Raw genomic sequence first — 26,068 nt, 5'->3', positions numbered from 1 at the left:
TATTCAAACATCTCCTATATTGCTCTTCGTGTGTTGTCATACTTCCAAGTTTTTATAGAATTACTTTAAAGCAATTTTCTTCCATTTACGAATTTTAGTTCTGAATGTCCCAAAAGGAGCTACCGTATTAATGTGAATAAACTTATAAACTTCCCAGACCGCATTCTTGGTGGCTCCATCAGCCCATTTGCGCATATGAGGTTTAAATAAGGCCTCGTCATCCATGGAATCAATCATATGACATATAGCATACACATTGTCACTAAGCAGATTTGTAAGTTCTTTAATTGTTAGACCAGCATAGGTGTCAGTAAAGTACTGATAGAGCTCCCCGAGTTGATTCCACTTAAAGGTTTCAGTAGGTGTTTTAACCTCTAAACCACTCAATTCATCTGATTCCCATTTTAGTATTAAAGTCGTCCATCCAACCTGATAGGCTAGATTCTCCGCCGGTGTTCTATCAACCTCATCAATTCTTAAATCCTTCAAATCTTCGGGAATGTCATCAAACTCAGCAATATACTTTTTGTACGATTTTAATATTTCTTCTTTAAGTTCATCTTTATCTGCATATGTTCTCATTGTTTCACCCCTTTGATTCAATTAAATTCATTACATCTATAGTAGTTACTCTTTTTATTGGAAAACACGGCTTTTACAATTCCATAATTTACAATGATTTTTATTCAATCAACTTCTCAAGTTTTTCTATTATGAGGCATCAGAGGTCAGCTAACGGTGTGCAAAGCTCTAATGTGTTTCCTCTACATAAAGCTTCCTAGCGATTGGCTCTGTTACCTGCAGGGTATTGTGCTTGGTTTTCAGTGTGTAGGTTCTGGCGTAGCTATCATAACTAATCAGTTCCAAGTGATCGCCAACCTTGAGCTGGTGTTGTTCGAGGTATTCAAGTAATTGGTAATCGTCCTGAACCCTTGCTAAATAAAGTTGTCCAGGTTGGGTCAGTTGATCCAGAGTTTGCTGATGTTCTTCGATGAGTAGTTCGCCTGGCGCAGGAATCGTCCCACCATGTGGACAGGTCTTAGGGAAGCCTAGTGTTTTTTCCAGACGATCAATAAAAAGGGTTGATACAGTATGCTCTAAGATTTCAGCTTCCGCATGAACTTGCTCAACATTGTAACCCAAATGATTGACCAAAAAGACCTCAATCAAGCGATGCTTACGGTAGAGAGAAGCCACCAGATACTGACCTGTTTCTGTCAGAAGATAGCCTTTGGCCTTGTCTTTGATGACCAATTCATCTGCCAAAAGCTTTTTCATCATCTCAGTGACAGCAGGCGCAGAGACCTGCATACTTTCTGCGATCCTTTTATTAGAAATTTTAGCGTCGCTTAGTCCAAGTTCGTAGACGCATTTTAAATAATCTTCTTTATTTGGTGTCATGGCAATCCTCGCTTTTCTTTCTTTAATTATAACAAAAATTTAAAAAATACTTGACTTTAAAAACGATTTAATGTAAATTATCTATATAAGTTAACTAAGGTTAATAAAAATTATAACAACAATTAAGGAGAAGCTATGTTTAAAAGAACGTTAAGCATACTGACAGTTTTATTACTATCTTTGGGCTTAGTAGCCTGTGGCAATAGCGGAGCTGCCAAGAAAGCAACAGGTGGTGATAAACAAACAGTGACGGTGACCACTTCTTTCCTAGAAGACATGGTCAAACAGCTGGCTGGGGACAAAGTGAAAGTTGAATCCATTATCCCAGCAGGAGAAGATCCTCACCTCTATACGCCAAAATCGAGCGATTTAGATAAATTATCTTCAGCTGATTTGGTGCTTTATCATGGTCTTCATTTTGAAGGAAAAATGGTTGACGCTTTGGAGCAATCTGGTGTTGCGGTGTCTAAGAATTTCGCAGAAGCTGATCTCAATACCATGGACGAAGATGGTAAGAAAGTGACAGACCCCCATTTTTGGTTTGACATCAAACTCTACAAACAAGCCGTTGAAGTGGCTTCTGAAGAGTTACAAAAGCTCGTCCCTGATGCAGCAGATGACATCAAAGCGAAGACAAAGAGCTACTTGGCTGAGTTGGATGATTTGCATGCTTGGAACAAGGAGCAATTAGCACAAATCGCAGAAGGTAGCCGTTACCTCATCACACCGCATGATGCGTTCAACTACTTTGCACGCAGCTACAATTTTGAAATTGCAGCACCACAAGGTGTCAGCACGGATTCTGAAGTGGCTAACAGTGATATGATGGAAACGGTTGACCTGATTGTGAATAAGAAAGTCAAAGCTATCTTTACAGAAAGCACAACTAACCCTGAGCGTATGGAAAAACTGAAGGAGGCTGTTGAAGCAAAAGGTGGAACAGTTACTGTGGTAACTGGTGAAGGCAAGGAGCTCTTATCAGATTCATTAGCGCCAGTTGGTGAAGAAGGGGATACCTTTATTGATATGTACAAGCACAACGTCAGTTTGATTGTTGAGCATTTGAAGTAACTTTTTTGAAGAGAGTGGGACACGAAATCAATTCCTTTGGGAACAGATTTCTGTCTCGCTCCCTTCCTATTTTTAGAGCTATTACAGCACTAAAATAGTCTTAGACCAGTATTTATCGCAAAAATGTGTTTTAACACGCTAAAAAACTCAAAACGTTCCCTACTCAGACAGCTGTGATGCGACCTAATAAGCGCTATTTTTAACATGATTTTTGGAGCTTTAGATTCACAAATCAGCTATGAAACTCTGAAGGAGGTTGTTTGCGCTTGCATTGGTTTAAGAAACTAGCAAAGAAGTCAGTTTTGAATGTAGTTAAGGATAAAGATTATCTTTTTGGATTGCAGCTCGTCTACTGTGAAAATGGTTTTGATGGTTGAAAAAGGCTCGCCTAATCAGGTATTTTGCTTGTGGATATAGGTTCTTTATGACATCAATAAATGAAAAAAGAAAAAGAAGGATGGAAATGGTGATGACTAAAAATGCAGTGACCGTTAAGGATTTAACGGTACGATATGGTGAGATTTTGGCCCTATCAGGTGTTAATTTATCTATCCCTAAAGGGAGTCGTACGGCTATTGTTGGCCCAAATGGCGCAGGAAAATCAACCCTTTTCAAGGCGATTTTAGGGCTTGAAAAAAGCCAAGGCAGTCGAGAAATTTTAGGACAAACAGTGAATCTAGACAAGGTTATTGAACAGTCTATTGCCTATATTCCTCAAGCATCGGATGTTAACTGGCAATTCCCAGCGACTGTTTATGAAATTGTCATGATGGGGCGTTTTGCAAAAATCAAGGGCTGGTTCAAGAAAGCCTCAGCCAGAGACAAAGAGATCGTCCAGCGAGCTTTGGCGACGATGGCTTTAGAAGATTTGCAGGAACGCCAAATTGATCAGCTCTCGGGTGGACAACGCCAGCGGGTGTTTATTGCGCGTGCCTTAGCTCAGGAAGCTGATATTTACATGATGGATGAGCCGCTGGCTGGTGTGGACATCCAGACAGAGAAAATCATTATGGACACTCTTAAAGGCTTCCAAGAAGAGGGCAAAACCTCAATTGTGATTCACCATGACTTGCATAGTTTGGCAACCTATTTTGATCATTTAATCTGGGTTAATAAAGGGCTGGTGGATGCTGGGCCAATCGAGGAAGTTCTAACGACTGAAAACTATCAGCGAGCTTATCACACCGATCAGGAGATGGTTAGCTGGATCGCTTCTGGTCAAGAGGAGGTCTAAGAGATGGGAATTTTAACGGACTATGCTTTTTTGACCGTTGCTGCAGGGACTTTAGTCTTGGCTTTGGCCTCTAGTGTGGTTGGGACAATTACGGTTTTGACCAAGCAGAGCTTGATCGGGGATATGTTGGGGCACGCTGCCTATCCAGGAGTTGTTTTTGCCTTTATGGTCTTTCAATCTCGGCAGCCACTCCTGCTCATGTTAGGGGCCATGGTGTCGGGTTACATTTCTTACCGCTTGGTTTATTGGATTTCGAAGCACCGGAGACAGTCGCTTATTAATAGCTTGGCTTTGGTTTCAGCCTCCTTTTTTGGTCTGGGTATGGTGCTTAAGCAGTATGTCCAAGGGAATGAAGCCTTTGCCAACAGTTCTCAGGCAGGTTTGCAAACCTATCTTTTTGGTCAAGCCGCCTTTATCAAGCGAGCGGATGTGGCCTTGATTATGGCTGTGTCTGTCCTGTGCCTTTTAATCTATTTTACCTACTATCAGCGTTATCGCCTTTACCTCTTTGATCCTGTATTTGCTAGGCTCTCAGGTGTCTCTATCAAGCTTTTGGACTTCCTCACTCGTCTCATGATGATTGCCCTGATTTCTGTCGGGCTCAAAGTCGTAGGTGCTGTGCTTATGAGTGCTTTTCTGATAGCGCCAGCTAGCCTAGGCTTGATGTGGGGCGAGTCTTATGGAAAATCGCTGCGCTTCTCAGCTAGCTTAGCTGGATTGTCAGCCTTGATTGGTAGTTACTTGAGCTCTGCCATTTCCGGTATGTCAACGGGGCCTAGTATCATTGTGACCATGAGTGTTTTTGCGCTCTTGATTTGGGTTGGAAAACAGGTTTTAGGAGGGAGAAGTCATGTCTGAAGTATTGATCATTTTATGTTTGATTGCAACATCAACGAGTCTACTTGGCAGTCTTCTGGTTTTGAAAAATCAGGCCATGATTGCTGACGCTCTATCGCATTCGGTTTTATTGGGAATTGTGCTAGGATTCTTCATTAGCCATAGCTTGGATTCACCGCTCTTAGTGCTTGGAGCAGCTGTGTTTGGAGTTGTTACGGTCCTTTTGATTGAGAAAATTCAGTCCAAAAAGCTCGCTCAGGATGCAGCGACAGGCTTGGTCTTCTCAACGCTTTTTGCTCTTGCGGTTTTACTGATCTCCATGTTTGCCCGTAACGTCCATTTGGATATGGACATGGTACTGATGGGGGAAGTGCTCTTTGCACCGTTTTATCGGATGGATTTGTTCGGAATATCCTTGCCAGTTGCTTTGGTAAAGGCTCTTGTGGTATTGTTGGTTAACCTTGCTTTTTTAGGAATTTTCTATCCGCAATTGAAACTGATGCTCTTTGATGGAACTCAGGCAAGGCTACAAGGTGTTCCGGTTAGACAGTTACAGCTAGTGACCATGGTCTTGGTCTCACTGACAACGGTTGTCTCTTTTGATGTTGTGGGCTCAATTGCTGTCATCGTCTTTATGGTGGCGCCTAGCATGACCGCTCTTATCTGGGCTAAAAATTTGCGCTATTTACTGGGAATGACAGTATTCATTGCCCTTCTCAATAGTCTTTTTGGCTTTACCATTGCCAACCAGCTGGATTTAACCATGGCGGGTGCCTGTGCTGTGGTAAGTTTGGGAGTATTTATACTTGCGCTGGTTTCGCAAGAACTCTCCCTGAACTTATGGCGGAAAAAGAAAAGCTAGTGTAGCAGTCTCTGAGAAAACTAGATGAAGTTTATCTGAGATTTTTCAGTTTCGTATCTTCTAGCGATCTATGAAAAGTGTTTTCTGCAACTATAGGCTTGAGTTTACGGTATTTCAGAAATAATTTGGAAGAGTTTTCTTCATGTGTTTGTCATACCATCATATAACTTGGCAGGTGATTTCATTCTACTTTTTTGTTAGAATAAAACTAGTAGTCAGTGGAAACGGCTCCAAAATAGTTTGTTTTGCTGATAAGATTTTAGAAACGGAGAATAGATAATAGTGCGTTTACAAGATGATTTTTATGACGCTATCAACAGCGAGTGGGAAAAGACGGCCGTTATTCCTGATGACAAGCCTACGACAGGCGGATTTATGGACTTGCATGATGAGATTGAGGATTTGATGTTAGAGGTCACGGACAAGTGGTTAGCAGGTAAGGATGTGCCTGAGGATGCCATCTTGCAGAATTTTGTCAAGTTCCACCGTCAGGTGGCTGATTTTGACCAGAGAGAAGCCGATGGCGTGACACCAGTCCTTCCGTTAATCGAGGAGTACAAGAGCCTGTCTTCCTTTGCAGAATTCACCAGCAAAATCGCTGAGTACGAGATGGACGGTAAACCAAATCTTTTGCCATTCGGTGTATCTCCAGACTTCATGGATGCCCAGACCAATGTCCTCTGGGCACAGGCGCCAGGCACAATTCTGCCTGATACGACCTACTACGCAGAAGAGCACCCGCAAAAGGCAGAACTTCTAGCTAAATGGCGTGAAACTCAGGAAGCCCTCTTGCCAAAATTTGGTTTTTCTGAAGCTGAAATCAAGGACATGTTGGACAAGACTTTGGACTTGGATGCCCGCATTGCCCAGTACGTCCTCTCCAGCGAAGAGAGCTCTGAGTACGCTAAGCTTTACCATCCTTATGATTGGGCGGACTTTGTAAAATTGGTGCCAGAATTGCCTCTGGATGCTATCTTTACCACTATTTTAGGTCAGATTCCAGACAAGGTCATCGTGCCAGAAGAGCGTTTTTGGACAGAGTTTGCTAGGGATTTCTATTCAGAAGCTAACTGGGAATACCTCAAGCCAGCCTTGGTTCGCAGTGCAGCACTCAGCTACACTTCTTACTTGACCGACGACATTCGTGTCCTCTCAGGTGCTTTTTCCCGTGCTCTTTCTGGAACACCGCAGGCCATGGCCAAAGAAAAGGCTGCCTTCTACTTGGCTCAAGGACCTTATAGTCAAGCCCTAGGACTTTGGTACGCTGGCGAAAAGTTCTCTCCTGAAGCCAAAGCGGATGTGGAAAACAAGGTTGCAACCATGATTCAGGTCTACAAAGATCGTCTGGGAAAAGCTGATTGGTTAGCGCCTGAAACCCGTGATAAGGCTATTGTCAAGTTAAATAGTATCACACCACATATCGGTTATCCAGAGAAATTGCCTGAAACTTACGCTAAGAAGATCATTGATGAGAAGAAGTCCTTGGTTGAAAATGCACAAGAGTTGGCTAAAATTAGCATTGCTCATACGTGGAGCAAGTGGAATCAGCCTGTGGACAAATCCGAGTGGCACATGCCAGCCCATATGGTCAATGCTTATTACGATCCTCAACAGAACCAGATCGTCTTTCCCGCTGCTATTTTGCAGGCGCCTTTCTACAGTCTAAAGCAAAGCTCATCAGCTAACTATGGTGGAATCGGTGCGGTCATTGCCCATGAAATTTCTCATGCTTTTGACACAAATGGTGCTTCCTTTGATGAACATGGCAGTCTCAATAATTGGTGGACTGAGATGGATTACACCGCTTTTAAAGAGCGTACTGACAAGGTTGTGGAACAGTTTGATGGCCTAGACTCTTATGGTGCTAAAGTTAACGGTCAGCTAACGGTATCTGAAAATGTGGCTGATCTAGGCGGTGTGGCCTGTGCTCTTGAAGCTGCTCAAAAAGAGGCGGACTTCTCGGCAGAGGAGTATTTCACCAACTTTGCGACCATTTGGCGCATGAAAGCTCGTCCAGAGTATATGCAACTGTTGGCCAGTGTTGATGTCCATGCCCCAGGCAAGCTTCGTACGAATGTCACTGTGACAAACTTTGAAGAATTTCATCAAACCTTTGATGTCAAGGAAGGTGACGCCATGTGGCGGGACCCAGCTGACCGTGTGGTTATTTGGTAAAACTTTTCTGAAACCAATAAGCAAGACTTCTCCATTTAGTTGAGTGGGGAAGTTTTTTTGGATTGTGAGCGCAGATATCTTTTAACATGTTCTCATAGTTGCTATTTCAGTGGTTTAATACTCACTAAAAATCAAACGAACTGAACTTGGCCTAAAACCTCAGAAAACAGATGTCTTACCCTTGAATGACGCGGTCACCGGTCAAGCCTCTATTTTTCATTCGGCTTTTTAACGGTTTCATATCTTGTAGGAAGTTAGCCGAAGGAGGCTGGAAAAAATCTAGCCTCACCACTCATAGTTTACGTCAACATTTCAGTGCAGTGATTGGGGGTAAGACTTATTGGCCATGCCAACTTAGTCTTGCCCCTGCACAGGGCATTGGAGGCTGGGCAAAAAATTCAATCTCACCTCTCATAGTTTGCGTAAATATCTCATCGCAGTGGTTGATTAGCAGATTTGTTCGTGTTTTACACTCCAAATCTGGCCTAAACAACTGTGCGGGGGTGGGAAAACGAACTCTTTTTTGATTGTTCGAGTTCTTTCCCACTCCCAAGGCGATGCTGACGACGTTTGAATTTGATGTTTGAAGAGTATAAACACTTGGTCAAGTTCCTTTTTCCTGCTATACTAGGGCTATGAATATCTATGGATTATGGTTGGGTCTAGGCTTGATTTTTCTTGGCCTTTTAGTCACGCTGGTTTGGAGAAGGCGGCAGATGATGGCGACAAAGCTCAGTCGTTTACCCTTGAATGACGATTACCAAGCGAGTTATCACGGTTTTTTAGATGCTCAGGATCGGGACATTTGGCGAGGGCTGTTGTTAGAACAAGTCAAGATCTTGCACCAATTGGGTTGGAGCAAAAGTTGTATTGAGCAGGGCTATTTATCCCTGTTGAAAGTGCCAGAAATTAGGGAGGAACACCTTTCTTATCTGCAAAAACGGCTGGTGGATAGTCAGCTGTTTGGCTCTCTGGTTTTCCAGAAAATGTGGCATGTCGGAATGCAACAAAGTCGGATGACAGATGCTCAGGTGTTACTCAAGATTGCCATGCAGGTGACGGGGATGCCTGATGATCTGTCAGGAAGACTTGAGGAGACACAGGAGCTGTTACGTCGGTTTGATCCAGACTTGGAACCTGGAGATGCGTTTTGGAAACACTTTGCCCAGACCGTGCAGCGTGCTTTTCCAGGACAGAGTTTGGCTGGTGATGGTAAGCTCAATCGTCAGATTCACCAATTTCGCTATTTGATTTCCTCCCAGCAGGCCCAGTGGCTGCGTCAGCATTTTCGCAAGGATAATGACACAGATGCTCAGGCTCTGGCTAAGTATATACGCGATATGGATCAGAGGGATTCTTTGTTAGAAAAGTTGGGAATCACCAATTATGACTACTATTTTGAATACAGCCTGACGGATTCTTCTCGTCTGCATAATAAAATTGCCCTAGATCGGTCTGGGAAAACGGAGCAAGTGATTTATCCAGATGGTCAAGTTGGGGTAAATTTTAAAATTTTACTGCATTTTCATACGGAGTTTATCCTAGATGAGGCTGGCCATTTTCTCAATGAAGTGGATGCGGAGAGGGTCACTGAAAATGGGGTTCTAAATGGAGCAAGTTTCAACTATGCGAATCGCAATGGCGCTCAGCATAGTTCCTTAGATGTTTCGCCAGTGAATGTGCATGATCCAAAATTCCGAAAAAAGTTGGCTAGGCAGAAGAAGTTGCGCTATATTTCGCCCAATCGCACGCAAGGCAGGCGCGGGGCAAAATCGATCTCAGACTGGGAACTGTCTTATTTCAATCCAAGAGGTTACTTTTCCCAAAATGGCAAATCAGCTGCGCAAAGGGTGCAAGAGGCCGCAAAGGCTTTTGAAAAGTTGCTGTAAAAATTTTAAAATAATCGCATTTTCGTTTACTGGTAAATGCTTTAAGGTTACTTTAAGGAAGTTTCTGTATCATTTAATCAATCCTAAAATTTTTTCTAATAAGTTAGCAGCTAAAGTTCCTAAAAGCTTGCTAACACTCACATATCTCCTAAAGAATGGATCAACTGCGGTTGGTCTTTTCTTTTGTTTTCAAGTGTTTTAAAATCTGCTATAATAAGGACATGACAAGAATTTTAGACAGTGACATAATGGGGGATGAGGCGCTAGTTGAACGCACCCTTCGCCCGCAATATTTAAGGGAGTACATCGGTCAGGACAAGGTTAAGGACCAGCTCAAGGTCTTTATTGAGGCAGCCAAGCTTCGGGATGAGGCCATGGACCACACTCTGCTTTTTGGGCCACCAGGCCTAGGGAAGACCACCATGGCTTTTGTGATTGCTAATGAGCTCGGTGTCAACCTCAAGCAGACTTCGGGCCCTGTTATCGAGAAGGCTGGCGATTTGGTGGCCATTTTGAATGATTTAGAACCAGGAGACGTCCTCTTTATCGATGAGATTCACCGCTTGCCGATGGCGGTAGAAGAGGTTCTATACAGTGCTATGGAAGACTTCTACATTGATATCATGATTGGTAGTGGGGATACGAATCGCAGTGTGCATTTGGAATTACCGCCTTTTACCTTGATTGGGGCGACAACGCGAGCAGGAATGCTATCTAATCCCTTGCGGGCACGCTTTGGCATTACTGGTCACATGGAATACTATGAGCAGACTGATTTGACGGAGATTGTGGAGCGTACCGCGGATATTTTTGAGGTAGAGATTACCCATGAAGCAGCGGTTGAGCTGGCAAGACGGAGTCGCGGCACCCCGCGTATTGCTAACCGCCTGCTCAAGCGGGTGCGAGATTTTGCCCAAATCATGGGTGATGGTCAGATTGACGCCGTCATCACGGACAAGGCCTTGACCATGCTGGATGTGGATAGTGAGGGGCTTGATTATGTTGATCAAAAAATTCTGCGGACGATGATTGAGATGTATAAGGGTGGCCCAGTCGGTCTAGGCACTCTGTCGGTGAATATTGCCGAGGAGCGCGAGACGGTGGAGGATATGTATGAGCCTTATCTCATTCAGCAAGGCTTTATCATGCGAACCCGCACGGGGCGCGTGGCCACGCCCAAGGCTTATGAGCATCTGGGATATGCTGTGGAGGGGAACTAGCTATTATTGAGTCAGGGATTTCTCTGGCTCTTTTGTATTTTGAAAGCCTTTTGAAATCGTGCTATAATAGTCTTAGGAAATACGGTCAAAATGAGAAAGGAAGTGGTTTGATGAACGATTATAAGTTCAAAGACTTTGTGCTTGGCTTTGTCAAGTTTTGCCTGATTATCGGCTTGATTTTGGGAGCGATGTACTTGCTGCAAGACCATATTCCTTGGCTTTATAAGATTGTAAATACCCTCTGGGTCTTTGCTCTTTTAGCAGTGATTTTCTATATACTTTACTGTTGGATTAGATTTTATTGGAAGAAGTGAGGAAAGTCAGTTTCGGCTGGCTTTCTCCTTTGCTCAATAATGGTTAAAATATGATAAAATAGAGGAAACTATTTTTTTGGAGGACTATATGACACAAGCGTTACCAAAACGTCAGGATGTACCAGTGGAGAACACTTGGGACACGAGCCTGATTTATGCTACTTTAGATGACTACAAGGCTGCCTTAGAGAATTTTGACGGAGCGACCAAAGCCTTTGAGGAGACCTACCGTGATCAATTGCACCGTCTGGATCAGGTCTTGGATGCTTTGCCTGTCTATGCGGCTCTTAGCAAGGAACAATCCTATCTGTCAAGCTATGCCTATCTCAATCTAGATGTCGATAAACTCAACGATGCGCGAGCGGAAGAAGCTAACCTTTTCGATCAGGTGTATGAGAAAGCCTACCCGCGCATGGCTTTTTTGCCGACCGAGCTCATGGCCATGGATGAGAGTTATTTGGATCAGATTGGTCAGCGTCAGCCAGACTATCAGCCGTATCTGACAGAGTTGAAACGCCAAAAAGCTCATCAATTGAGTGCCGATCAAGAAGCACTTTTGAATCAACTTCGTCCTGTCTTTTACCATCCTGAGACCATCTATAGCGCAGCTAAGTTTGAAGATATGGTTTTCGATGATTTTGAGGTAGCTGGTAAGACCTACGCCAACTCCTACGTGCTATTTGAAAATGATTATGAGTTCAGCCATGATACCGACTTGCGCCGAGCGGCAACAGATTCTTTCTACAAAACTCTGAGGAAGTACAAGAACGTTACGGCACAGGCCTACCTGTCTCAGATTAAAAACGAACAAATCGAAGCTCGTCTGCGCGGGTTTGATTCGACCATTGACTACCTGCTCCACCAGCAAAATGTTTCGCGTGACCTCATGGATCGTCAGATTGATGTCATCATGAGCGACTTGGCACCGCACATGCGCCGTTTTGTCAAGTTGGTGGCTAAACAGCACGGCCTGGATAAGATTACCAGTGCTGACCTCAAAGTGGGGCTGGATTCTAGCTATAACCTCCGCATCACGCCAGAAGAGTCTCGGAAGCTCTTGAAAGATGCCCTCAGCGTCTTGGGTGAGGACTATGGCAAGATGATTGATCGTGCTTATGACGAGCGCTGGATTGACTTTGCCCAAAACGAAGGCAAGTCAACAGGTGGTTACTGTGCGACCCTCTACGAGGGCCCGTCTTATATCTTGCTGTCTTGGACAGGTCTCATGAATGAGGTCTTGGTCCTAGCTCATGAGCTGGGACATGCAGGGCATTTCCAGTTGGCTAGCAAGCAGTCTATTCTCAATTATGACCCGTCGCTTTACTTCATCGAAGCTCCATCAACAGCTAATGAAGTTTTGACCTGCAACCAACTTCTCAAGGCCAATGCTGATCCTGAGTTTCAAGCCTACTTGATTAGTGAGCTAATCAGTCGAACCTACTTCCACAATATGGTCACTCACCTCTTAGAGGCTGCTTTCCAGCGTGAAGTTTACACTAAGCTAGACAACAATGAATTCTTGAATGGGGATAAACTTTGCCAAATCAAGCGTCAGGTTATTCAGGACTTCTGGGGTGAGGAGTTTGACATCACTGAGGATGCGGGCCTGACTTGGATGCGTCAGCCGCATTATTATGGCGGTCTATATCCTTACACTTACTCAGCTGGTTTGACTATCGGAACAGTTATGGCTCAGGAGCTAGAAAGAAATCCTGACGAGACAGTGGTTAAATGGCTGGAAACTCTGGAGCTGGGTGCTAGCCTGTCTGCTCAGGAGCTGGCGCAACATGCAGGTGTTGATGTGACAACTGATCAGCCTTTGCGTGATACCATCGCCTATGTTGGTGGTTTGGTAGATCGTCTTGAGGCCTTGGTTGATTGAACGCATAAAGAAAGTTTCGTTTTTTAGATAATATTTTCGTAAAATCATGCTCATCTCCCTCGTTCATAATAGACGTGGGAGGTGTTTTTATGTCTCAAAAACGACAGCGTTTTTGACTGCGTTTGTGATGATTGGGAGAGTTGGAAAAACAAACACACCTATCTGACATCGTGCTGCTTATCTTTTTTACCCGTCTTTCAGGCGCAAAATACTGAGAAGATATTGAAGATTTTGGTAACGTTTATGAATTTTGATCAGTACCTGAGCAAGTTAATCTAGGCAAAAAAGTGAGAGGCAACGACAAAGTGTAGAAGAAATCTCGTGCCTACAGCGTGTTTTTCTGTATTGCTCCCTTTTGATTTCGCCAAAATTGTGCTAAAATAGAAAACGGTACGTGGTTTTGTGCAAAGGGGAGCAGATAGGCTTTTTTTGGAAAATAGCAGAGCGGGTGATCGGTTGCCCTTTGTGGAAAACACGTCCTAAGAAAAAGACAATAGTCAGGAGAAATAATGACAAAACAAGTGTTTGAGATGACTTTTGCCGGTCGTCCTTTAATCGTTGAAGTGGGGCAAGTGGCTCGCCAAGCAAATGGTGCTGTGGTGGTGCGTTACGGAGATTCGACTGTTCTTACAGCGGCGGTCATGTCCAAGAAAATGTCCACAGGAGACTTTTTCCCACTTCAGGTTAACTATGAAGAAAAAATGTATGCGGCTGGGAAGTTCCCTGGTGGCTGGATGAAACGTGAAGGGCGTCCGTCAACGGATGCGACCTTGACAGCGCGCTTGATTGACCGGCCAATCCGTCCTATGTTTGCTGAAGGATTCCGCAATGAAGTACAGGTGATCAACACCGTGCTTTCCTATGACGGCGATGCCTCTGCGCCGATGGCTGCGATGTTTGGATCATCCTTGGCGCTTTGTATTTCAGATATTCCATTTGACGGGCCGATTGCTGGTGTTCAGGTGGGGTATGTGGATGGTGAATTAGTCATCAACCCGACAGAAGCTCAACAAGAAGCTTCTCTCTTAGAATTGACAGTGGCTGGTAACAAAGATGCGATCAACATGGTGGAGTCTGGCGCCAAAGAATTGTCAGAAGAAATCATGCTGGAAGCTCTGCTATTGGGCCATGCCGAAATCCAAAAACTCTTGGATTTCCAAAATGAAATCGTAGCAGCAGTCGGTAAAGAAAAGGCTGAGGTTGAGTTGCTTCAGGTGGATGCAGACTTGCAGGCTGAGATTGTCGCAAACTACAACAGTGAGCTTCAAGCGGCTGTTCAAATCGAAGAAAAATTAGCTCGCGAAGATGCGACTAATGCAGTGCGTGAGCGTGTGATTGCTGATTACGAGGAACGTTATGCGGAACATGAAGAGCATGACCGCATCATGCGTGATGTCAACGAAATCTTAGAATTGATGGAGCACGCCGAAGTGCGTCGTCTCATCACGGAGGACAAGGTTCGTCCTGATGGGCGCCGTGTGGACGAGATCCGTCCTTTGGCTGCGGAAGTGGACTTCTTGCCAAATGTACACGGTTCAGGTCTCTTTACTAGGGGTCAGACGCAGGCCTTGTCTGTTTTGACTTTGGCACCAATGGGAGAGACTCAGATCATCGATGGCCTTGGTGATGAGTATAAAAAACGTTTCTTGCACCATTACAATTTCCCACAATATTCGGTCGGCTCAACCGGTCGTTACGGAGCGCCGGGACGTCGTGAGATTGGGCATGGTGCGCTTGGTGAGCGTGCGCTTGAGCAGGTCTTGCCAAGTTTTGAAGAGTTTCCGTATGCGATTCGTCTGGTAGCAGAAGTCCTTGAATCCAACGGATCGTCCTCGCAAGCTTCGATCACAGCAGGTACTCTGGCTCTCATGGCTGGCGGTGTGCCGATTAAGGCGCCTGTCGCAGGAATTGCTATGGGCTTGATTTCAGATGGAAATAACTATACAGTCTTGACCGATATCCAAGGTCTTGAGGATCATTTTGGTGATATGGACTTCAAGGTAGCAGGTACGCGCGAGGGGATCACAGCCCTTCAGATGGATATCAAGATTTCAGGGATTACACCAGAGATTTTGACGGAAGCTTTGGCACAAGCTAAGAAAGCACGTTTTGAAATCCTTGATGTGATTGAAGCGACCATTCCAGAAGTTCGTCCAGAATTGGCTCCTACTGCACCGAAAATTGATACAATCAAGATTGATGTGGACAAGATTAAGGTTGTTATCGGTAAGGGTGGCGAAACCATTGACAAGATTATTGCAGAAACAGGCGTGAAGATCGATATTGACGAAGAAGGCAATGTCTCTATCTACTCAAGCGACCGTGATGTGATTGAGAAAGCTAAAGAGATCATTCAAAACTTAGTGCGCGATGCCAAGGTCGGTGAAGTCTTTGAGGGAGCTAAGGTCGTGCGCATCGAAAAATTCGGCGCCTTTGTCAATCTTTTTGAGAAGACAGATGCCTTGGTTCACATCTCTGAAATGGCTTGGGCACGTACAAATCGTGTCGAAGATTTGGTTGAAATCGGTGACGAAGTCGATGTAAAAATCATCAAGATTGATGATAAGGGGCGTATTGATGCTTCTATGAAAGTTCTGCTTCCAAAGCCAGAAGGCTATGTTGAACCAGAACGTCATTCACGTGAACACAATGGTCACAAACGAAGCGCGCATAGCAACGGTCAGAGCAATCACCAAAACCGCAGACCACGTCAAGATGACAACAGTTTCGGCGGTCTCAAGTTTCATGAGGTCAAACGCGATCAATAAAGCAAGATAAAAGAAGGGGCAGAGGTGAAAATCTCGCCTCGTCTCTTTATCAGAAAGCCGAAAAAGTGCAGTGAGGAATGTTGGGTCTTAGGAACTGAACTTAGAGGCTGGGCAAGACCACCATGATGGCTTCGCTCTTGCTCACAAAAATATGTAATATTGAAGATTACGTATAAAAAATCCAATCTCACCTCTCATCGTTTGCGTAAACATCTCAGTGCAGTGGTTGGGAGTAAGATGTGTTGGCCATGCCAACTTAGTCGGGTCACTAGGCGCTTTAGCGCCAATGAACCACTGCTGATTAGCTAGCTTAGTAGCAATCAGGCTTAGTGGCTTAATGAGTGAGTACGGCTCTAAAAGCTTGGAAAAATAACCAAATCTCCTGGAGTATCCGCACTTTTTGTTAGCTTACCTGTTTTCCATCGTATTTTTCAACGCTCTCATATCTTGTACAACTGAATTCGGCCTAAAATCCTTGATAAAATTCGAAAACCTCCTCAAGTCCAGAGACTTGTCGTCAATTTTCTCATTTTCATCGGATTTTTTAACGGCCTCATATCTTAAAACTGAACACGCTCTATAAAGCTAGATAAAATTCAAAAATTTCCTAGAGTCTGAGTGACTCTGCGTCAATTTTTTCATTTTTCGTCGCTTTTCTTCACGGGCTTTGTATCTTAATGGAGGTGTCTATGGGTTGGTGGAGTGAATCCATTGCGATTGTAAAAGAATTGGATCCTGCGGCTCGAACTAGCTTGGAGGTTATCCTGACTTATCCGGGGATCAAAGCCTTGGCCGCCCATCGGCTGAGCCATTTTCTCTGGAACCATAATTTAAAACTTTTAGCTCGAATACATAGTCAATTTTGGCGCTTTTGGACTCAGATTGAGATTCACCCGGGTGCCCAAATTGCGCCAGGTGTGTTCATTGATCACGGGGCTGGGCTCGTTATTGGGGAGACTGCTATTATTGAAAAAGGGGTTATGCTCTATCACGGGGTGACGCTCGGTGGAACTGGTAAAGATGTGGGCAAACGTCATCCGACCATTCGCGAAGGTGCGCTGATTTCGGCCCATTCTCAGGTCATTGGGCCAATTGAGGTTGGTCGCAATGCTAAAGTTGGGGCAGCGGCGGTTGTCTTAGCAGATGTCCCAGCCGATGTGACGGTAGTGGGTATGCCAGCTAAGGTTGTCCGTGTTCACGGTCAAAAGGATGAACTTGCGATTCATCAGATTGAGGCAGTGCGCGAAGGTCAGTACTACACGACCAAGTTAGAGGCCATGCGCGATGCCAGCCACCATTCATCGCATTTGTAGGAGAAAAATGGAAAATATTGTTGAGTTGACCGCTGAAGAGGTCGGAGTAATTGAAGAGGCCTTGGAAAATTATGACAAGCAGTTCATTCGTTTTCCAAGAAAAGGCTGCCTTTCTCTTGGCATAAAGGATAAGTCTGGTCAGTTGATAGCAGGTCTTGATGCGACCATGACGGCTTTTCAGATTCTCTATGTTTCGACCGTCTTTGTGGCAGAAAGTCATCGGAGAAAGGGCTTGGGCCGCCGACTAATGGCAGAGCTGGAAAAACGAGCTAAATCCCTTGGGGCTAATACGATCCGTTTAGACACCTTTGATTGGCAAGGCCGTGCCTTCTACAAAGCCTTGGGCTACGAGGAAGTTGGTTCCTACTGCCATCATGAAGACGGCTATTCGGAGCACTTCTTTGTCAAATTTATATAGGAAAATGTATATGCTTTTTACTAACAGGTTAAACACAGAGCAGCTAACGGCTGTCAAACAGCTAATAAAAATCGTCCAGCAGTCAGATGGAACAGCACGGACGCCATATTTATCCAATATGCTGAATTTTGATCACGAGTTGCCTACATTTTTCTTGTCCTATGAGGGAGAGCAGCTGGTCGGTCTTTTGACGGTTTATGCGGATGAACCTGATGATGTGGAATTGGCTATTCTAGTTCACCCTGAGTTTCGCAGGCAAGGGATAGCGACTGATTTGCTAAATGCTTTCTATCGGGAGACGGCTGACTTTTCTCTTGCAGCACCGAACTTTTGGACGGAGCGGGCGTTTTTAGACAAGCATCCTGATTTTCCGGCTCAATGGAATCTGGTGGCAGATGAAGAGACAGATATTTGGTTAACGCGTGAGCGAGAACCCTATCTGGCCAAAACTCGCACTGATGTGCAGATGTGCCAAGCTGAGGAGGCACTTCTTCATGCTATCGCACAGTTTCAAAGTCAAACCTTTGACAATGATTATCAACTCAGTTTGCGTTATGCAAAAGAAGCCCTGCAGGACGAGGATAGTTGGCTCTATGTTCTTCTAAAAGAGAATCAGGTTATCGCGTCTTGTACGGTGGATCTCAGCTCGGACTACAATTACCTTTATGGCTTAGCAGTGTTGGAAAATTACCGTGGGCAAGGCTACGGCACATATCTTGTCCAGCAACTGGTCAATGAGTTGCTGAGTAAAAATGACAAACCATTTCAAATCGCAGTGGAGGATGATAATATCAGCGCCAAGCGTCTCTATGAAAAAATTGGCTTTGTCCAGCAGACCCAGATTATTTACCTAAAACCTGCTAAAGAGGAGTGATTATGTTACTGGAAGAGTTTGAAGATGGACCAGCAATAATTGAACCAGGAAGTCCAGCTGTTCAGAAACGAGCAAAAATCATTTGTGATACGCTAATTTATTCCTTTAATGGAGAGATTGTAGACCGCATTTGTCAGAAAGAAGGTGTTATCAAGGGTGGCTACCTTAATAGTCTCAACGGCCATCATCCTTGGTACATTTATGAAAAAGATGGCTTAAAGGTAGCGATAATGCTAGCGACCATTGGTGCTGCCATGGCTGTCGGTCAGCTAGAGGAGCTAAACGCCCTTGGTTTTAAGAAATTCATTGTTTTGGGGTCTTGCGGTGTTTTGGATAAATCCATCGCGGCAGATAAGATTATTTTACCTGCGTCAGCTCTACGGGACGAGGGAGTGAGCTATCATTATGCTCCAGCTAGCGATGAGATTGACTATGATGAAGCTTTGTTATTAACCATGGAAAAAGCCTTGGACAAGCAAGAGATTGAGCATGTGCGGGCGAAATCTTGGACGACCGATGCCTTTTACCGGGAAACGGCGGAAAAGGTCAAGCGGCGCCTTGAAGCTGGTGCGACCGTGGTTGATATGGAAGCATCAGCCATTATGGCTTGGGCCCAATTTCGAAAGGTTCAGGTCTATCAGTTTTTCTACACGGCCGACTACGTGGACCACAAGAGGAATATCTGGGACAAGCGTAAGGAAGAACGTACAGCAGATGTGATGGTCTTTTTCGAGATTGCTTTGACGATTGCACAGGAGGTGTGAAATGAGAGTCTTTCTCAAAACTTATTGGGCTTATTTGCTGCTTGTGATCGGTTTTTGTGGTTTGGCGGTGAATTATTTCCTATCTGATAAGATTTGGATGGGAATTATCTGGCTGACAGTAGCTATGACTTGGTTTAATCGTCTTTGCCAGAAATACCAGCAGGATCAGAAAAATAAGTAGTGAAGATTGAACGCAGCCCAAGGCAATGTTTGGTGGCTGTTCTGGAAATGGATAAAATAACTTTTTCGAAAACGATTGCAATCCATCCTCTTTTACTCTATAATGAATTGAAATCAAATAAAATTGTCCATTTCACTTCGTATGTCCATAGGAATAGGTAAGGCTCTATGAATAAAAAGCTTACTGCTATTGTTAGTTTCCTTTTATTATTGGTAGGAATAATAGGTTTAAAAACGATCTTTAAATCGCCTGATACATTCACTACTCATTCAAAAACAGACTTTTATATCATCAGTTATGGAGATGTTCAAGGATATCGTTTTAAGAACAATTCTCTGAAACAAACTTCAAAAGACAAGATCCAGCTTGTAAAAGGACAGATTAACCCTGCAGTTCAGAGGGCTGAAATAGACAAGCGTTATCTACTCTTTTCTGAAGAAGGGCCACCCCTTGGAGTTGTCGGTAGAATTATTGCCATGGATTTTCAAAAAGGAACCATTAAATATAATCAAACACCTGATTACGCTTACTCTTCATCTGGTATTTCTGCAAGTTACTATTTTACTTCAGAAGCTAGCACCGACAGTACCTTCCTAGCCTCTTTTGATTCAAATTTAAAGGAAGTTAGTAAATACACCTTTGATGAGGCTGTTCTTGGCAGAGATTTCTCAGTAGATGACAATATTCTCTATTTTTTAGGGACGAAAGTACATGGGGATGGTAATTATCCGACCGATTTATATAAGCTAGTCAGTGATAATGGAAAGGTTCATCTCGAAAATGTAGAGAGGCTTTTCGAAACTTCAGATAAAACGTATTTGTTTGGCGATAATATCGTAAAAAACAACAACTTATACGCTGCTGTAAACGGTTATAGGATAAATAGCACTAAAGAAAGAATTCCTATAGGCCAAATGTTGACATATGACATGCAAACAGGACATAAGGCATTGATAGATTTGCCAGAAATTGCTCCCCTTAATATTTTTGACTTAGGCCAAGATATGATTGCTATTGAGCATGAAAGAAATGATTCTAGAAAGCTTGGTTTCAGTTTGTTTAATTTGAACAATAACAGCTCATCTTTCATTGATTTATCCACTTTTGGTCTATCAGTTGAAACGGACTATATAAAAGATGTTAAACGTTTAAATAATGACCTGTTATTGATATTGTCTGGAAGTCAGTTACTCATTTACAATACACTTACAAGTCAGGTAGTTTTGCAAGAAAGTAATATGAGTCCAGATTCTTTCCATATTTGGGTTAATAGGCAATAGAAATGATAAATCAAAGAGATAAAAACGGGGTTTAGCCTACTTTTGTGCAATGGGTGCTTTACTCCGTTTTGTGATATAATGGGATTATTAGAAATGTAAAGTGAGTTTTCAGATGACAATTTCCATTTACGATACCATGAGTCGCAGTCTACGTGAGTTTGTCCCGCTTGAGGAGGGCAGGGTCAAGATGTATGTCTGTGGACCAACGGTTTATAACTATATTCATATCGGCAACGCCCGGAGTGTGGTGTCTTTTGATACCATTCGGCGTTACTTTGAGTACCGCGGGTTTGAGGTGACCTATATTTCCAACTTCACCGATGTGGACGATAAGATTATCAAGGGCGCTGCTGCAGCTAAGATGGACACCAAGGCCTTTGCGGATAAATTTATCAAAGCCTTTCGTGAGGATGTGACCAAGCTGGGCGTCAAGCCTGCAACTGTTCACCCACGGGTCATTGACTATGTGGCTGAGATTATCGCCTTTGTGGCGGATTTGATTGCTAAAGGGTACGCTTACGAGAGTAGTGGCGATGTTTATTTCCGAGTTGAGAAAGCTAAGGATTATGCCAAGCTAGCCAATAAAACCCTTGAAGACCTAGAACTGGGCGCCAGCGGTCGGGTTGATGCGGAAACACAGCTTAAGGAAAATCCCGTTGACTTTGCTCTTTGGAAAGCAGCCAAGCTTGGCGAAGTGTCTTGGGACAGCCCTTGGGGAACAGGACGTCCTGGTTGGCATATTGAATGCTCAGTCATGGCGACCGAGTTGCTCGGGGATACCATTGATATCCATGGCGGTGGTGCTGATCTTGAATTTCCGCACCATACCAATGAAATCGCCCAGTCCGAAGCCAAAACTGGTCAGACTTTTGCCAATTACTGGATGCACAATGCCATGCTCAATATTGACAATGAGAAGATGTCTAAGTCTTTAGGCAATTTTGTGACGGCCCATGATATGTTGGAAAAAGTGGACGGGCAGGTTTTGCGTTTCTTCCTAGCCACCCAGCATTATCGCCGTCCGCTCAATTACACAGACAAGGCTGTTCAGGATGCCGAAATTAACCTCAAGTACCTGAAAAATGCTTACACTCAGGATTTTACCGATCAGACAGATCTTGAAAAATGGCAGAGCTTAAAGGCTGATTTTGTACAGGCTATGGACGATGATTTCAATACGGCAAATGGTATTACCACCGTCTTTGACATGGCTAAATTCATTAACTCAGGTAATTATAACCAAACTATCAAAGAGGAGTTCGCGGCCATTTTAGCTGTTTTTGGTATTGTATTTGAGACCGAAGTGCTGGATGAGGAGATTGAAGCCTTGATTGCAGAGCGTCAGGATGCCCGTGCCAAGCGCGACTTTGCCACAGCAGATCGCATTCGGGACGAATTGGCTGCCCAGGGTATTAAGTTGTTAGACACTAAGGACGGTGTGAGGTGGCTTCGTGACTAAGGTTGATGTCAGTTTAATCAATGGGATTGCCCTAGCCTTTGAAGGCGATGCCGTTTATTCCATGTATATTCGCAGGCACTTAATCTTTAAAGGCCAGACCAAACCTCGTCAATTGCATCGCTTGGCAACTCATTATGTGTCGGCCAAGGCTCAGGCTATGTTAATCAATCTCCTGCTAGAGCAAAAGCTTCTGACAGAGGAAGAAGAGGCTATCTATAAACGAGGCCGCAATGCCCCGACCCACACCAAGGCCAAGAATACCGACATCATCACCTACAAGATGTCGACAGGCTTTGAAGCGGTGATTGGCTACCTCCACATGCTGGAGCGGACTGAGCGGCTTGAAGAGTTGATCGGCTGGTGTATTGCAACTATTGAAGAAAACTAAACGGAAGAGACTTGTCTTACCAAGTTTCTTTTTGTTATAATAGCACCATGGAACATACTGATATTGTCTACGGGGTGCACGCCGTAACAGAAAGCCTTCGGGCAAACACTGGAAATAAGCTCTATATCCAAGACGATCTTAGAGGAAAAAATGTAGAGACGATCAAGCAGTTGGCGACTGAGAAAAAAGTCTCCATTTCATGGACACCGAAAAAGAGCCTGTCTGAGATGGTAGACGGGGCTGTCCATCAAGGATTTGTTCTACGTGTGGCTGAATTTGCCTACGCTGAGCTGTCCCAGATTTTAAAAAAGGCAGAGCAGGAGGACAATCCTCTCATTCTTATCTTGGACGGCTTGAACGACCCGCATAATTTTGGCTCTATTTTGCGAACGGCTGACGCGACCAATGTGTCTGGGGTCATCATTCCCAAACATCGTGCCGTTGGGGTGACACCTGTCGTCTCCAAGACGTCAACTGGTGCGGTGGCTCATGTGCCTATTGCTCGAGTAACCAATCTCAGTCAGACGCTTGACACCTTGAAAGAAGCTGGTTTCTGGATTTTTGGAACAGATATGAACGGAACGTCGGTTCATAAGTGGAATACTAGTGGAAAATTAGCCCTGATTATCGGGAATGAAGGCAAGGGGATCAGTCCCAATATCAAAAAGCAAGTCGATGAGATGATCACCATTCCTATGAGTGGTCATGTACAGAGCCTCAATGCCAGTGTTGCAGCGGCGGTTCTCATGTACGAAGTTTATCGTCATCGCAAGTGAGGAGTTTTATGAGTTTTCAGATTTTAACCGATTCCACAGCGGATTTACCAGAACAATGGCTGGCAGATAATGCTGTCCAAGTTCTAGGCTTAACTGTTCAAGTTGATGGTATGCATTTTGAGACTGTTGGGGCAGAGCGACTGACTAGTCCTGTATTGTTAGAAAAGATGGCAGCAGGTAGTCAGCCAACAACTAGCCAAATCAATGTTGGCCAATTTGAAGAGGTCTTTCGAAATCATGCTCAAAATGGAGAAGCCTTGCTCTATATCGCTTTTTCGTCAGTCTTATCAGGGACCTATCAGTCGGCGGTTATGGCGCGTGATATTGTTATAGAAGAATTTCCTGAAGCCATTATTGAAATTGTAGATACTTTGGCCGCCTCAGCTGGGGAAGGTTATCTGGTTATGGAGGCTGCGGAAGTCCGTGCAGCAGGTGGCAGTCTGAGTGAAGCCAAGGCTAGAGTTGAAAATTTAGCACCACGCTTGAAAACTCATTTTTTGGTTGATGATCTTAATCATTTGATGCGTGGTGGTCGTATTTCCAAAGCCTCTGCTGTTATTGGTGGAGTTATTAATATCAAACCAATCATCAGTATCCAATCTGATGGAAGTCTAGGAACAGCTGCTAAAGCCCGTGGTAAGAAAAAAGCGATTGCTGAGTTCGTTCGTCTAGGTCTTAATGATTTGGCCGAATCAACCGTCATTGTGGCTTACGCTGATGACCAAGAAGCGGCAAAAGCTATTAAAAACGAGATTTTAAAAGACCCTCGTGTAAAACAAGTCCTGCTCTTTCCGCTTGGTCCAATCATCGCAGCTCATGTGGGGTCAGGAACCCTTGCCTTATTTACAATTGGAAATAAAGCACGCTAAAGTTAAGAATATGTGATTACAAGCAAAAGATTGAAAGTGTTTTTGACAATCAAGGTAATTTTTGACAGGCCAAATTTTCTGGAGAATCCATCACTTTCTGTAAACTATATAATTTGTCTGAAAAATTTTTCTAGCTTTAGCAGATAAGTGCAAGAATTTAAAAGGAAATAGCAACTCATAATTTTAAAATGCCTTTTAGTAGTCAGCGCTAAAGGCATTTTTGATAGGCTCATCCCGAAACGCTGATAGCAGAGTCCGTATTTCCCGAAAGGTTTAGTTAGGCGATGATCGTAAAAATCTTGTCTTGCTTTTACTGTGAGCGACTTCTAATCTCTCCCTTGTTCAATTGGAGAGAGAATGATTTTGTGACAACGAGTCTTGAAGCAGATTGGGAGTGCTATCAATGGGTCTGCTTTTGTCTTTCTTTAAGTATTCAAACAAGAAGTTACGAAAATAAGGCAAAAAAGGTAACTTCCAGAGTAAGTTCCACCAGTCTCAGCAGTGGACATTAGTGTGAGAAAAAATCGTTTAAATCAGTGGGTATTAGTCACAGATTAAGTTTCATTGATTTTTCATTTCCCTTTATTGGTGAGCTTTTTAACGGTTTCTGGTCTCAAAAAAGGGTACACGAAAATAACCGAATCCGAAAGTGTTTCAGATTAAATTCCGCTGGTGTGGAAGTTACCAAGAAAAAAATAAAAATATAGCATCAAATGTCTTGCATTCTCGTTGGAGATTTGGTATCATATTATGGTGCTGTAAAAATAACAGCTTTAGCTTTGACGCGAGAGGTTGCGACACGCTTGGTTGCATTGCCACGCAACACGTGTTGGTTTTCTCGAAGAGCTAGCCTATTATCTTAAATAGACGAAAAGGAGAACAAGATGGCAAACAAAAAAATCCGCATCCGCTTGAAAGCATACGAACATCGTACGCTTGATACAGCTGCTGCAAAAATCGTAGAATCAGCTACTCGTACTGGTGCACAAGTTGCAGGTCCAGTACCGCTTCCAACAGAGCGTAGCCTCTACACAATCATTCGTGCGACTCACAAATACAAAGACTCTCGCGAACAGTTCGAAATGCGCACTCACAAACGTTTGATCGATATCATCAACCCAACACAAAAAACTGTTGATGCTTTGATGAAGCTTGATCTTCCAAGTGGTGTAAACGTCGAAATCAAATTGTAATCAAGTCATTAAAGAAAGTAAGTGTTGGAGTAACATCAAACACAGGCTGAACTTCTTTTGAAAAAGAGATGCGATCGCTATAGTTTTGACTAGATTGCGGCTGTGTATCCCTTTGGATATAAATCTTTCGTTTCTTCGTTAGATTTCCTATTTCGCTGAAAGCAGTTTGGCGTCTATGTATCTTGGTTTGAGCATAAAAAACGCTCATTAAAAACTTTTTAAACAAAAATTTAGAAAAGGAAACATTTTCTCATGACAAAAGGAATCTTAGGGAAAAAAGTGGGAATGACTCAAGTCTTCACTGAATCAGGCGAATTCATCCCTGTAACTGTCATCGAAGCAACACCAAACGTAGTGCTTCAAGTGAAAACAGTTGAAACAGACGGTTATGCTGCTGTTCAAGTTGGTTTTGATGACAAACGTGATGTATTGAGCAACAAACCTGCCAAAGGCCATGTCGCTAAAGCTAACACGGCTCCTAAGCGCTTCATTCGTGAATTCAAAAACATTGAAGGCTTAGAAGTTGGTGCAGAAATCACTGTAGACACATTTGAAGCTGGTGATGTTGTTGATGTCACAGGTACAACTAAAGGTAAAGGTTTCCAAGGTGTTATCAAACGCCACGGTCAATCTCGTGGTCCAATGGCTCACGGTTCTCGTTACCACCGTCGTCCAGGTTCGATGGGTCCTGTTGCACCTAACCGTGTATTTAAGGGCAAGAACCTCGCAGGTCGCATGGGTGGCAACCGTGTAACGATTCAAAACCTTGAAATCGTACAAGTTGTTCCAGAAAAGAACGTTATCCTGATCAAAGGTAACGTACCAGGTGCTAAGAAATCTCTTATCACTATCAAATCAGCAGTTAAAGCTGGTAAATAATAAGGAAAGGGGAATTCAGTC

24 protein-coding genes are annotated in these 26,068 nt (G+C 43.8%); 22 read left to right on the top strand and 2 right to left on the bottom strand.

Going from position 1 to position 26,068, the window contains the following annotated elements:
- Positions 1 to 60 precede the first annotated feature (60 nt).
- Positions 61 to 582, bottom strand: a complete 522-nt coding sequence (locus tag A3I5_RS0110200) for a ClbS/DfsB family four-helix bundle protein (RefSeq protein WP_018374508.1) — start codon at positions 580 to 582, stop codon at positions 61 to 63.
- Between the two features lie 168 nt (positions 583 to 750).
- A complete protein-coding gene (locus tag A3I5_RS0110195) occupies positions 751 to 1,401 on the bottom strand; it encodes a metal-dependent transcriptional regulator (RefSeq protein WP_026217037.1) in 651 nt (216 codons plus the stop codon).
- A gap of 135 nt (positions 1,402 to 1,536) precedes the next feature.
- Between A3I5_RS0110195 and A3I5_RS0110190 the strand changes: the two genes are divergently transcribed.
- From A3I5_RS0110190 to rplC, 22 genes are all read left to right on the top strand, one after another.
- On the top strand, positions 1,537 to 2,472 hold the full coding sequence (locus tag A3I5_RS0110190) for a metal ABC transporter solute-binding protein, Zn/Mn family (RefSeq protein ID WP_018374506.1): 936 nt from the start codon (positions 1,537 to 1,539) through the stop codon (positions 2,470 to 2,472).
- A gap of 469 nt (positions 2,473 to 2,941) precedes the next feature.
- A complete protein-coding gene (locus tag A3I5_RS0110180) occupies positions 2,942 to 3,706 on the top strand; it encodes a metal ABC transporter ATP-binding protein (RefSeq protein WP_040834862.1) in 765 nt (254 codons plus the stop codon).
- Between the two features lie 3 nt (positions 3,707 to 3,709).
- The gene (locus A3I5_RS0110175) at positions 3,710 to 4,564 is read left to right on the top strand and encodes a metal ABC transporter permease (protein ID WP_018374503.1); all 855 of its coding nucleotides are present in this window, start codon (positions 3,710 to 3,712) and stop codon (positions 4,562 to 4,564) included.
- Complete coding sequence (locus tag A3I5_RS0110170; RefSeq protein WP_018374502.1) at positions 4,557 to 5,405, top strand: metal ABC transporter permease; 849 nt, start codon at positions 4,557 to 4,559, stop codon at positions 5,403 to 5,405. The genes A3I5_RS0110175 and A3I5_RS0110170 overlap by 8 nt, the downstream gene beginning before the upstream one ends.
- A gap of 279 nt (positions 5,406 to 5,684) precedes the next feature.
- On the top strand, positions 5,685 to 7,580 hold the full coding sequence (locus A3I5_RS0110165) for a M13 family metallopeptidase (protein ID WP_026217036.1): 1,896 nt from the start codon (positions 5,685 to 5,687) through the stop codon (positions 7,578 to 7,580).
- A 635-nt stretch (positions 7,581 to 8,215) separates the two neighbouring features.
- Positions 8,216 to 9,469 carry a DUF3114 domain-containing protein gene (locus A3I5_RS11950; RefSeq protein WP_051071106.1) on the top strand — a complete coding sequence of 418 codons (1,254 nt, stop codon included), beginning with the start codon at positions 8,216 to 8,218 and terminating at the stop codon, positions 9,467 to 9,469.
- Between the two features lie 221 nt (positions 9,470 to 9,690).
- The gene (gene ruvB / locus A3I5_RS0110155) at positions 9,691 to 10,689 is read left to right on the top strand and encodes a Holliday junction branch migration DNA helicase RuvB (RefSeq protein WP_026217035.1); all 999 of its coding nucleotides are present in this window, start codon (positions 9,691 to 9,693) and stop codon (positions 10,687 to 10,689) included.
- 110 nt (positions 10,690 to 10,799) lie between these two features.
- Positions 10,800 to 11,003, top strand: coding sequence for a hypothetical protein (locus tag A3I5_RS0110150; RefSeq protein WP_018374498.1), 204 nt, complete (start codon positions 10,800 to 10,802; stop codon positions 11,001 to 11,003).
- Between the two features lie 88 nt (positions 11,004 to 11,091).
- On the top strand, positions 11,092 to 12,885 hold the full coding sequence (gene pepF / locus A3I5_RS0110145; protein ID WP_018374497.1) for an oligoendopeptidase F: 1,794 nt from the start codon (positions 11,092 to 11,094) through the stop codon (positions 12,883 to 12,885).
- 509 nt (positions 12,886 to 13,394) lie between these two features.
- Positions 13,395 to 15,653, top strand: coding sequence for a polyribonucleotide nucleotidyltransferase (pnp, locus tag A3I5_RS0110140; protein ID WP_018374496.1), 2,259 nt, complete (start codon positions 13,395 to 13,397; stop codon positions 15,651 to 15,653).
- Positions 15,654 to 16,342: 689 nt separating this feature from the next.
- Positions 16,343 to 16,966, top strand: a complete 624-nt coding sequence (gene cysE, locus A3I5_RS0110135) for a serine O-acetyltransferase (protein ID WP_018374495.1) — start codon at positions 16,343 to 16,345, stop codon at positions 16,964 to 16,966.
- 7 nt (positions 16,967 to 16,973) lie between these two features.
- Positions 16,974 to 17,384, top strand: a complete 411-nt coding sequence (locus tag A3I5_RS0110130) for a GNAT family N-acetyltransferase (RefSeq protein WP_018374494.1) — start codon at positions 16,974 to 16,976, stop codon at positions 17,382 to 17,384.
- 10 nt (positions 17,385 to 17,394) lie between these two features.
- Positions 17,395 to 18,258 (top strand): GNAT family N-acetyltransferase, encoded by an 864-nt coding sequence (locus A3I5_RS0110125; RefSeq protein WP_018374493.1) that lies wholly within the window; start codon positions 17,395 to 17,397, stop codon positions 18,256 to 18,258.
- A 2-nt stretch (positions 18,259 to 18,260) separates the two neighbouring features.
- Entirely contained in the window at positions 18,261 to 19,022 is a 762-nt protein-coding gene (locus A3I5_RS0110120) for a nucleoside phosphorylase (protein WP_018374492.1), read from the top strand.
- Position 19,023: 1 nt separating this feature from the next.
- On the top strand, positions 19,024 to 19,203 hold the full coding sequence (locus A3I5_RS0110115; RefSeq protein ID WP_018374491.1) for a hypothetical protein: 180 nt from the start codon (positions 19,024 to 19,026) through the stop codon (positions 19,201 to 19,203).
- A 167-nt stretch (positions 19,204 to 19,370) separates the two neighbouring features.
- The gene (locus tag A3I5_RS12140; protein ID WP_018374490.1) at positions 19,371 to 20,483 is read left to right on the top strand and encodes a hypothetical protein; all 1,113 of its coding nucleotides are present in this window, start codon (positions 19,371 to 19,373) and stop codon (positions 20,481 to 20,483) included.
- A 112-nt stretch (positions 20,484 to 20,595) separates the two neighbouring features.
- Positions 20,596 to 21,942 carry a cysteine--tRNA ligase gene (gene cysS / locus A3I5_RS0110105; protein ID WP_018374489.1) on the top strand — a complete coding sequence of 449 codons (1,347 nt, stop codon included), beginning with the start codon at positions 20,596 to 20,598 and terminating at the stop codon, positions 21,940 to 21,942.
- On the top strand, positions 21,935 to 22,330 hold the full coding sequence (locus tag A3I5_RS0110100) for a Mini-ribonuclease 3 (RefSeq protein WP_018374488.1): 396 nt from the start codon (positions 21,935 to 21,937) through the stop codon (positions 22,328 to 22,330). The genes cysS and A3I5_RS0110100 overlap by 8 nt, the downstream gene beginning before the upstream one ends.
- A gap of 47 nt (positions 22,331 to 22,377) precedes the next feature.
- Positions 22,378 to 23,106 (top strand): 23S rRNA (guanosine(2251)-2'-O)-methyltransferase RlmB, encoded by a 729-nt coding sequence (gene rlmB / locus A3I5_RS0110095; protein ID WP_026217034.1) that lies wholly within the window; start codon positions 22,378 to 22,380, stop codon positions 23,104 to 23,106.
- 8 nt (positions 23,107 to 23,114) lie between these two features.
- Entirely contained in the window at positions 23,115 to 23,975 is an 861-nt protein-coding gene (locus A3I5_RS0110090) for a DegV family protein (protein WP_018374486.1), read from the top strand.
- A gap of 884 nt (positions 23,976 to 24,859) precedes the next feature.
- Positions 24,860 to 25,168 (top strand): 30S ribosomal protein S10, encoded by a 309-nt coding sequence (rpsJ, locus tag A3I5_RS0110085; protein WP_018374485.1) that lies wholly within the window; start codon positions 24,860 to 24,862, stop codon positions 25,166 to 25,168.
- A gap of 252 nt (positions 25,169 to 25,420) precedes the next feature.
- Positions 25,421 to 26,047 (top strand): 50S ribosomal protein L3, encoded by a 627-nt coding sequence (rplC, locus tag A3I5_RS0110075; RefSeq protein ID WP_018374483.1) that lies wholly within the window; start codon positions 25,421 to 25,423, stop codon positions 26,045 to 26,047.
- The last annotated feature ends 21 nt before the right edge of the window (positions 26,048 to 26,068 follow it).

Origin of the sequence: Streptococcus merionis DSM 19192, assembly GCF_000380085.1 — a bacterium.
GTDB classification, from domain to species: Bacteria; Bacillota; Bacilli; order Lactobacillales; family Streptococcaceae; genus Streptococcus; species Streptococcus merionis.
This window is presented reverse-complemented; position numbering and strand designations above follow the sequence as displayed.

Coding starts and splice junctions, on each gene's coding strand:
- A3I5_RS11950 (WP_051071106.1), top strand. CDS start 8,216: ATGAATATCTATGGATTATGGTTGGGTCTAGGCTTGATTTTTCTTGGC.
- A3I5_RS0110130 (WP_018374494.1), top strand. CDS start 16,974: ATGGAAAATATTGTTGAGTTGACCGCTGAAGAGGTCGGAGTAATTGAA.
- ruvB (WP_026217035.1), top strand. CDS start 9,691: ATGACAAGAATTTTAGACAGTGACATAATGGGGGATGAGGCGCTAGTT.
- cysS (WP_018374489.1), top strand. CDS start 20,596: ATGACAATTTCCATTTACGATACCATGAGTCGCAGTCTACGTGAGTTT.
- A3I5_RS0110150 (WP_018374498.1), top strand. CDS start 10,800: ATGAACGATTATAAGTTCAAAGACTTTGTGCTTGGCTTTGTCAAGTTT.
- rlmB (WP_026217034.1), top strand. CDS start 22,378: ATGGAACATACTGATATTGTCTACGGGGTGCACGCCGTAACAGAAAGC.
- A3I5_RS0110125 (WP_018374493.1), top strand. CDS start 17,395: ATGCTTTTTACTAACAGGTTAAACACAGAGCAGCTAACGGCTGTCAAA.
- A3I5_RS0110180 (WP_040834862.1), top strand. CDS start 2,942: ATGACTAAAAATGCAGTGACCGTTAAGGATTTAACGGTACGATATGGT.
- A3I5_RS0110120 (WP_018374492.1), top strand. CDS start 18,261: ATGTTACTGGAAGAGTTTGAAGATGGACCAGCAATAATTGAACCAGGA.
- rplC (WP_018374483.1), top strand. CDS start 25,421: ATGACAAAAGGAATCTTAGGGAAAAAAGTGGGAATGACTCAAGTCTTC.
- rpsJ (WP_018374485.1), top strand. CDS start 24,860: ATGGCAAACAAAAAAATCCGCATCCGCTTGAAAGCATACGAACATCGT.
- A3I5_RS12140 (WP_018374490.1), top strand. CDS start 19,371: ATGAATAAAAAGCTTACTGCTATTGTTAGTTTCCTTTTATTATTGGTA.
- A3I5_RS0110115 (WP_018374491.1), top strand. CDS start 19,024: ATGAGAGTCTTTCTCAAAACTTATTGGGCTTATTTGCTGCTTGTGATC.
- A3I5_RS0110175 (WP_018374503.1), top strand. CDS start 3,710: ATGGGAATTTTAACGGACTATGCTTTTTTGACCGTTGCTGCAGGGACT.
- cysE (WP_018374495.1), top strand. CDS start 16,343: ATGGGTTGGTGGAGTGAATCCATTGCGATTGTAAAAGAATTGGATCCT.
- pepF (WP_018374497.1), top strand. CDS start 11,092: ATGACACAAGCGTTACCAAAACGTCAGGATGTACCAGTGGAGAACACT.
- A3I5_RS0110170 (WP_018374502.1), top strand. CDS start 4,557: ATGTCTGAAGTATTGATCATTTTATGTTTGATTGCAACATCAACGAGT.
- A3I5_RS0110190 (WP_018374506.1), top strand. CDS start 1,537: ATGTTTAAAAGAACGTTAAGCATACTGACAGTTTTATTACTATCTTTG.
- A3I5_RS0110200 (WP_018374508.1), bottom strand. CDS start 582: ATGAGAACATATGCAGATAAAGATGAACTTAAAGAAGAAATATTAAAA.
- A3I5_RS0110195 (WP_026217037.1), bottom strand. CDS start 1,401: ATGACACCAAATAAAGAAGATTATTTAAAATGCGTCTACGAACTTGGA.
- A3I5_RS0110090 (WP_018374486.1), top strand. CDS start 23,115: ATGAGTTTTCAGATTTTAACCGATTCCACAGCGGATTTACCAGAACAA.
- pnp (WP_018374496.1), top strand. CDS start 13,395: ATGACAAAACAAGTGTTTGAGATGACTTTTGCCGGTCGTCCTTTAATC.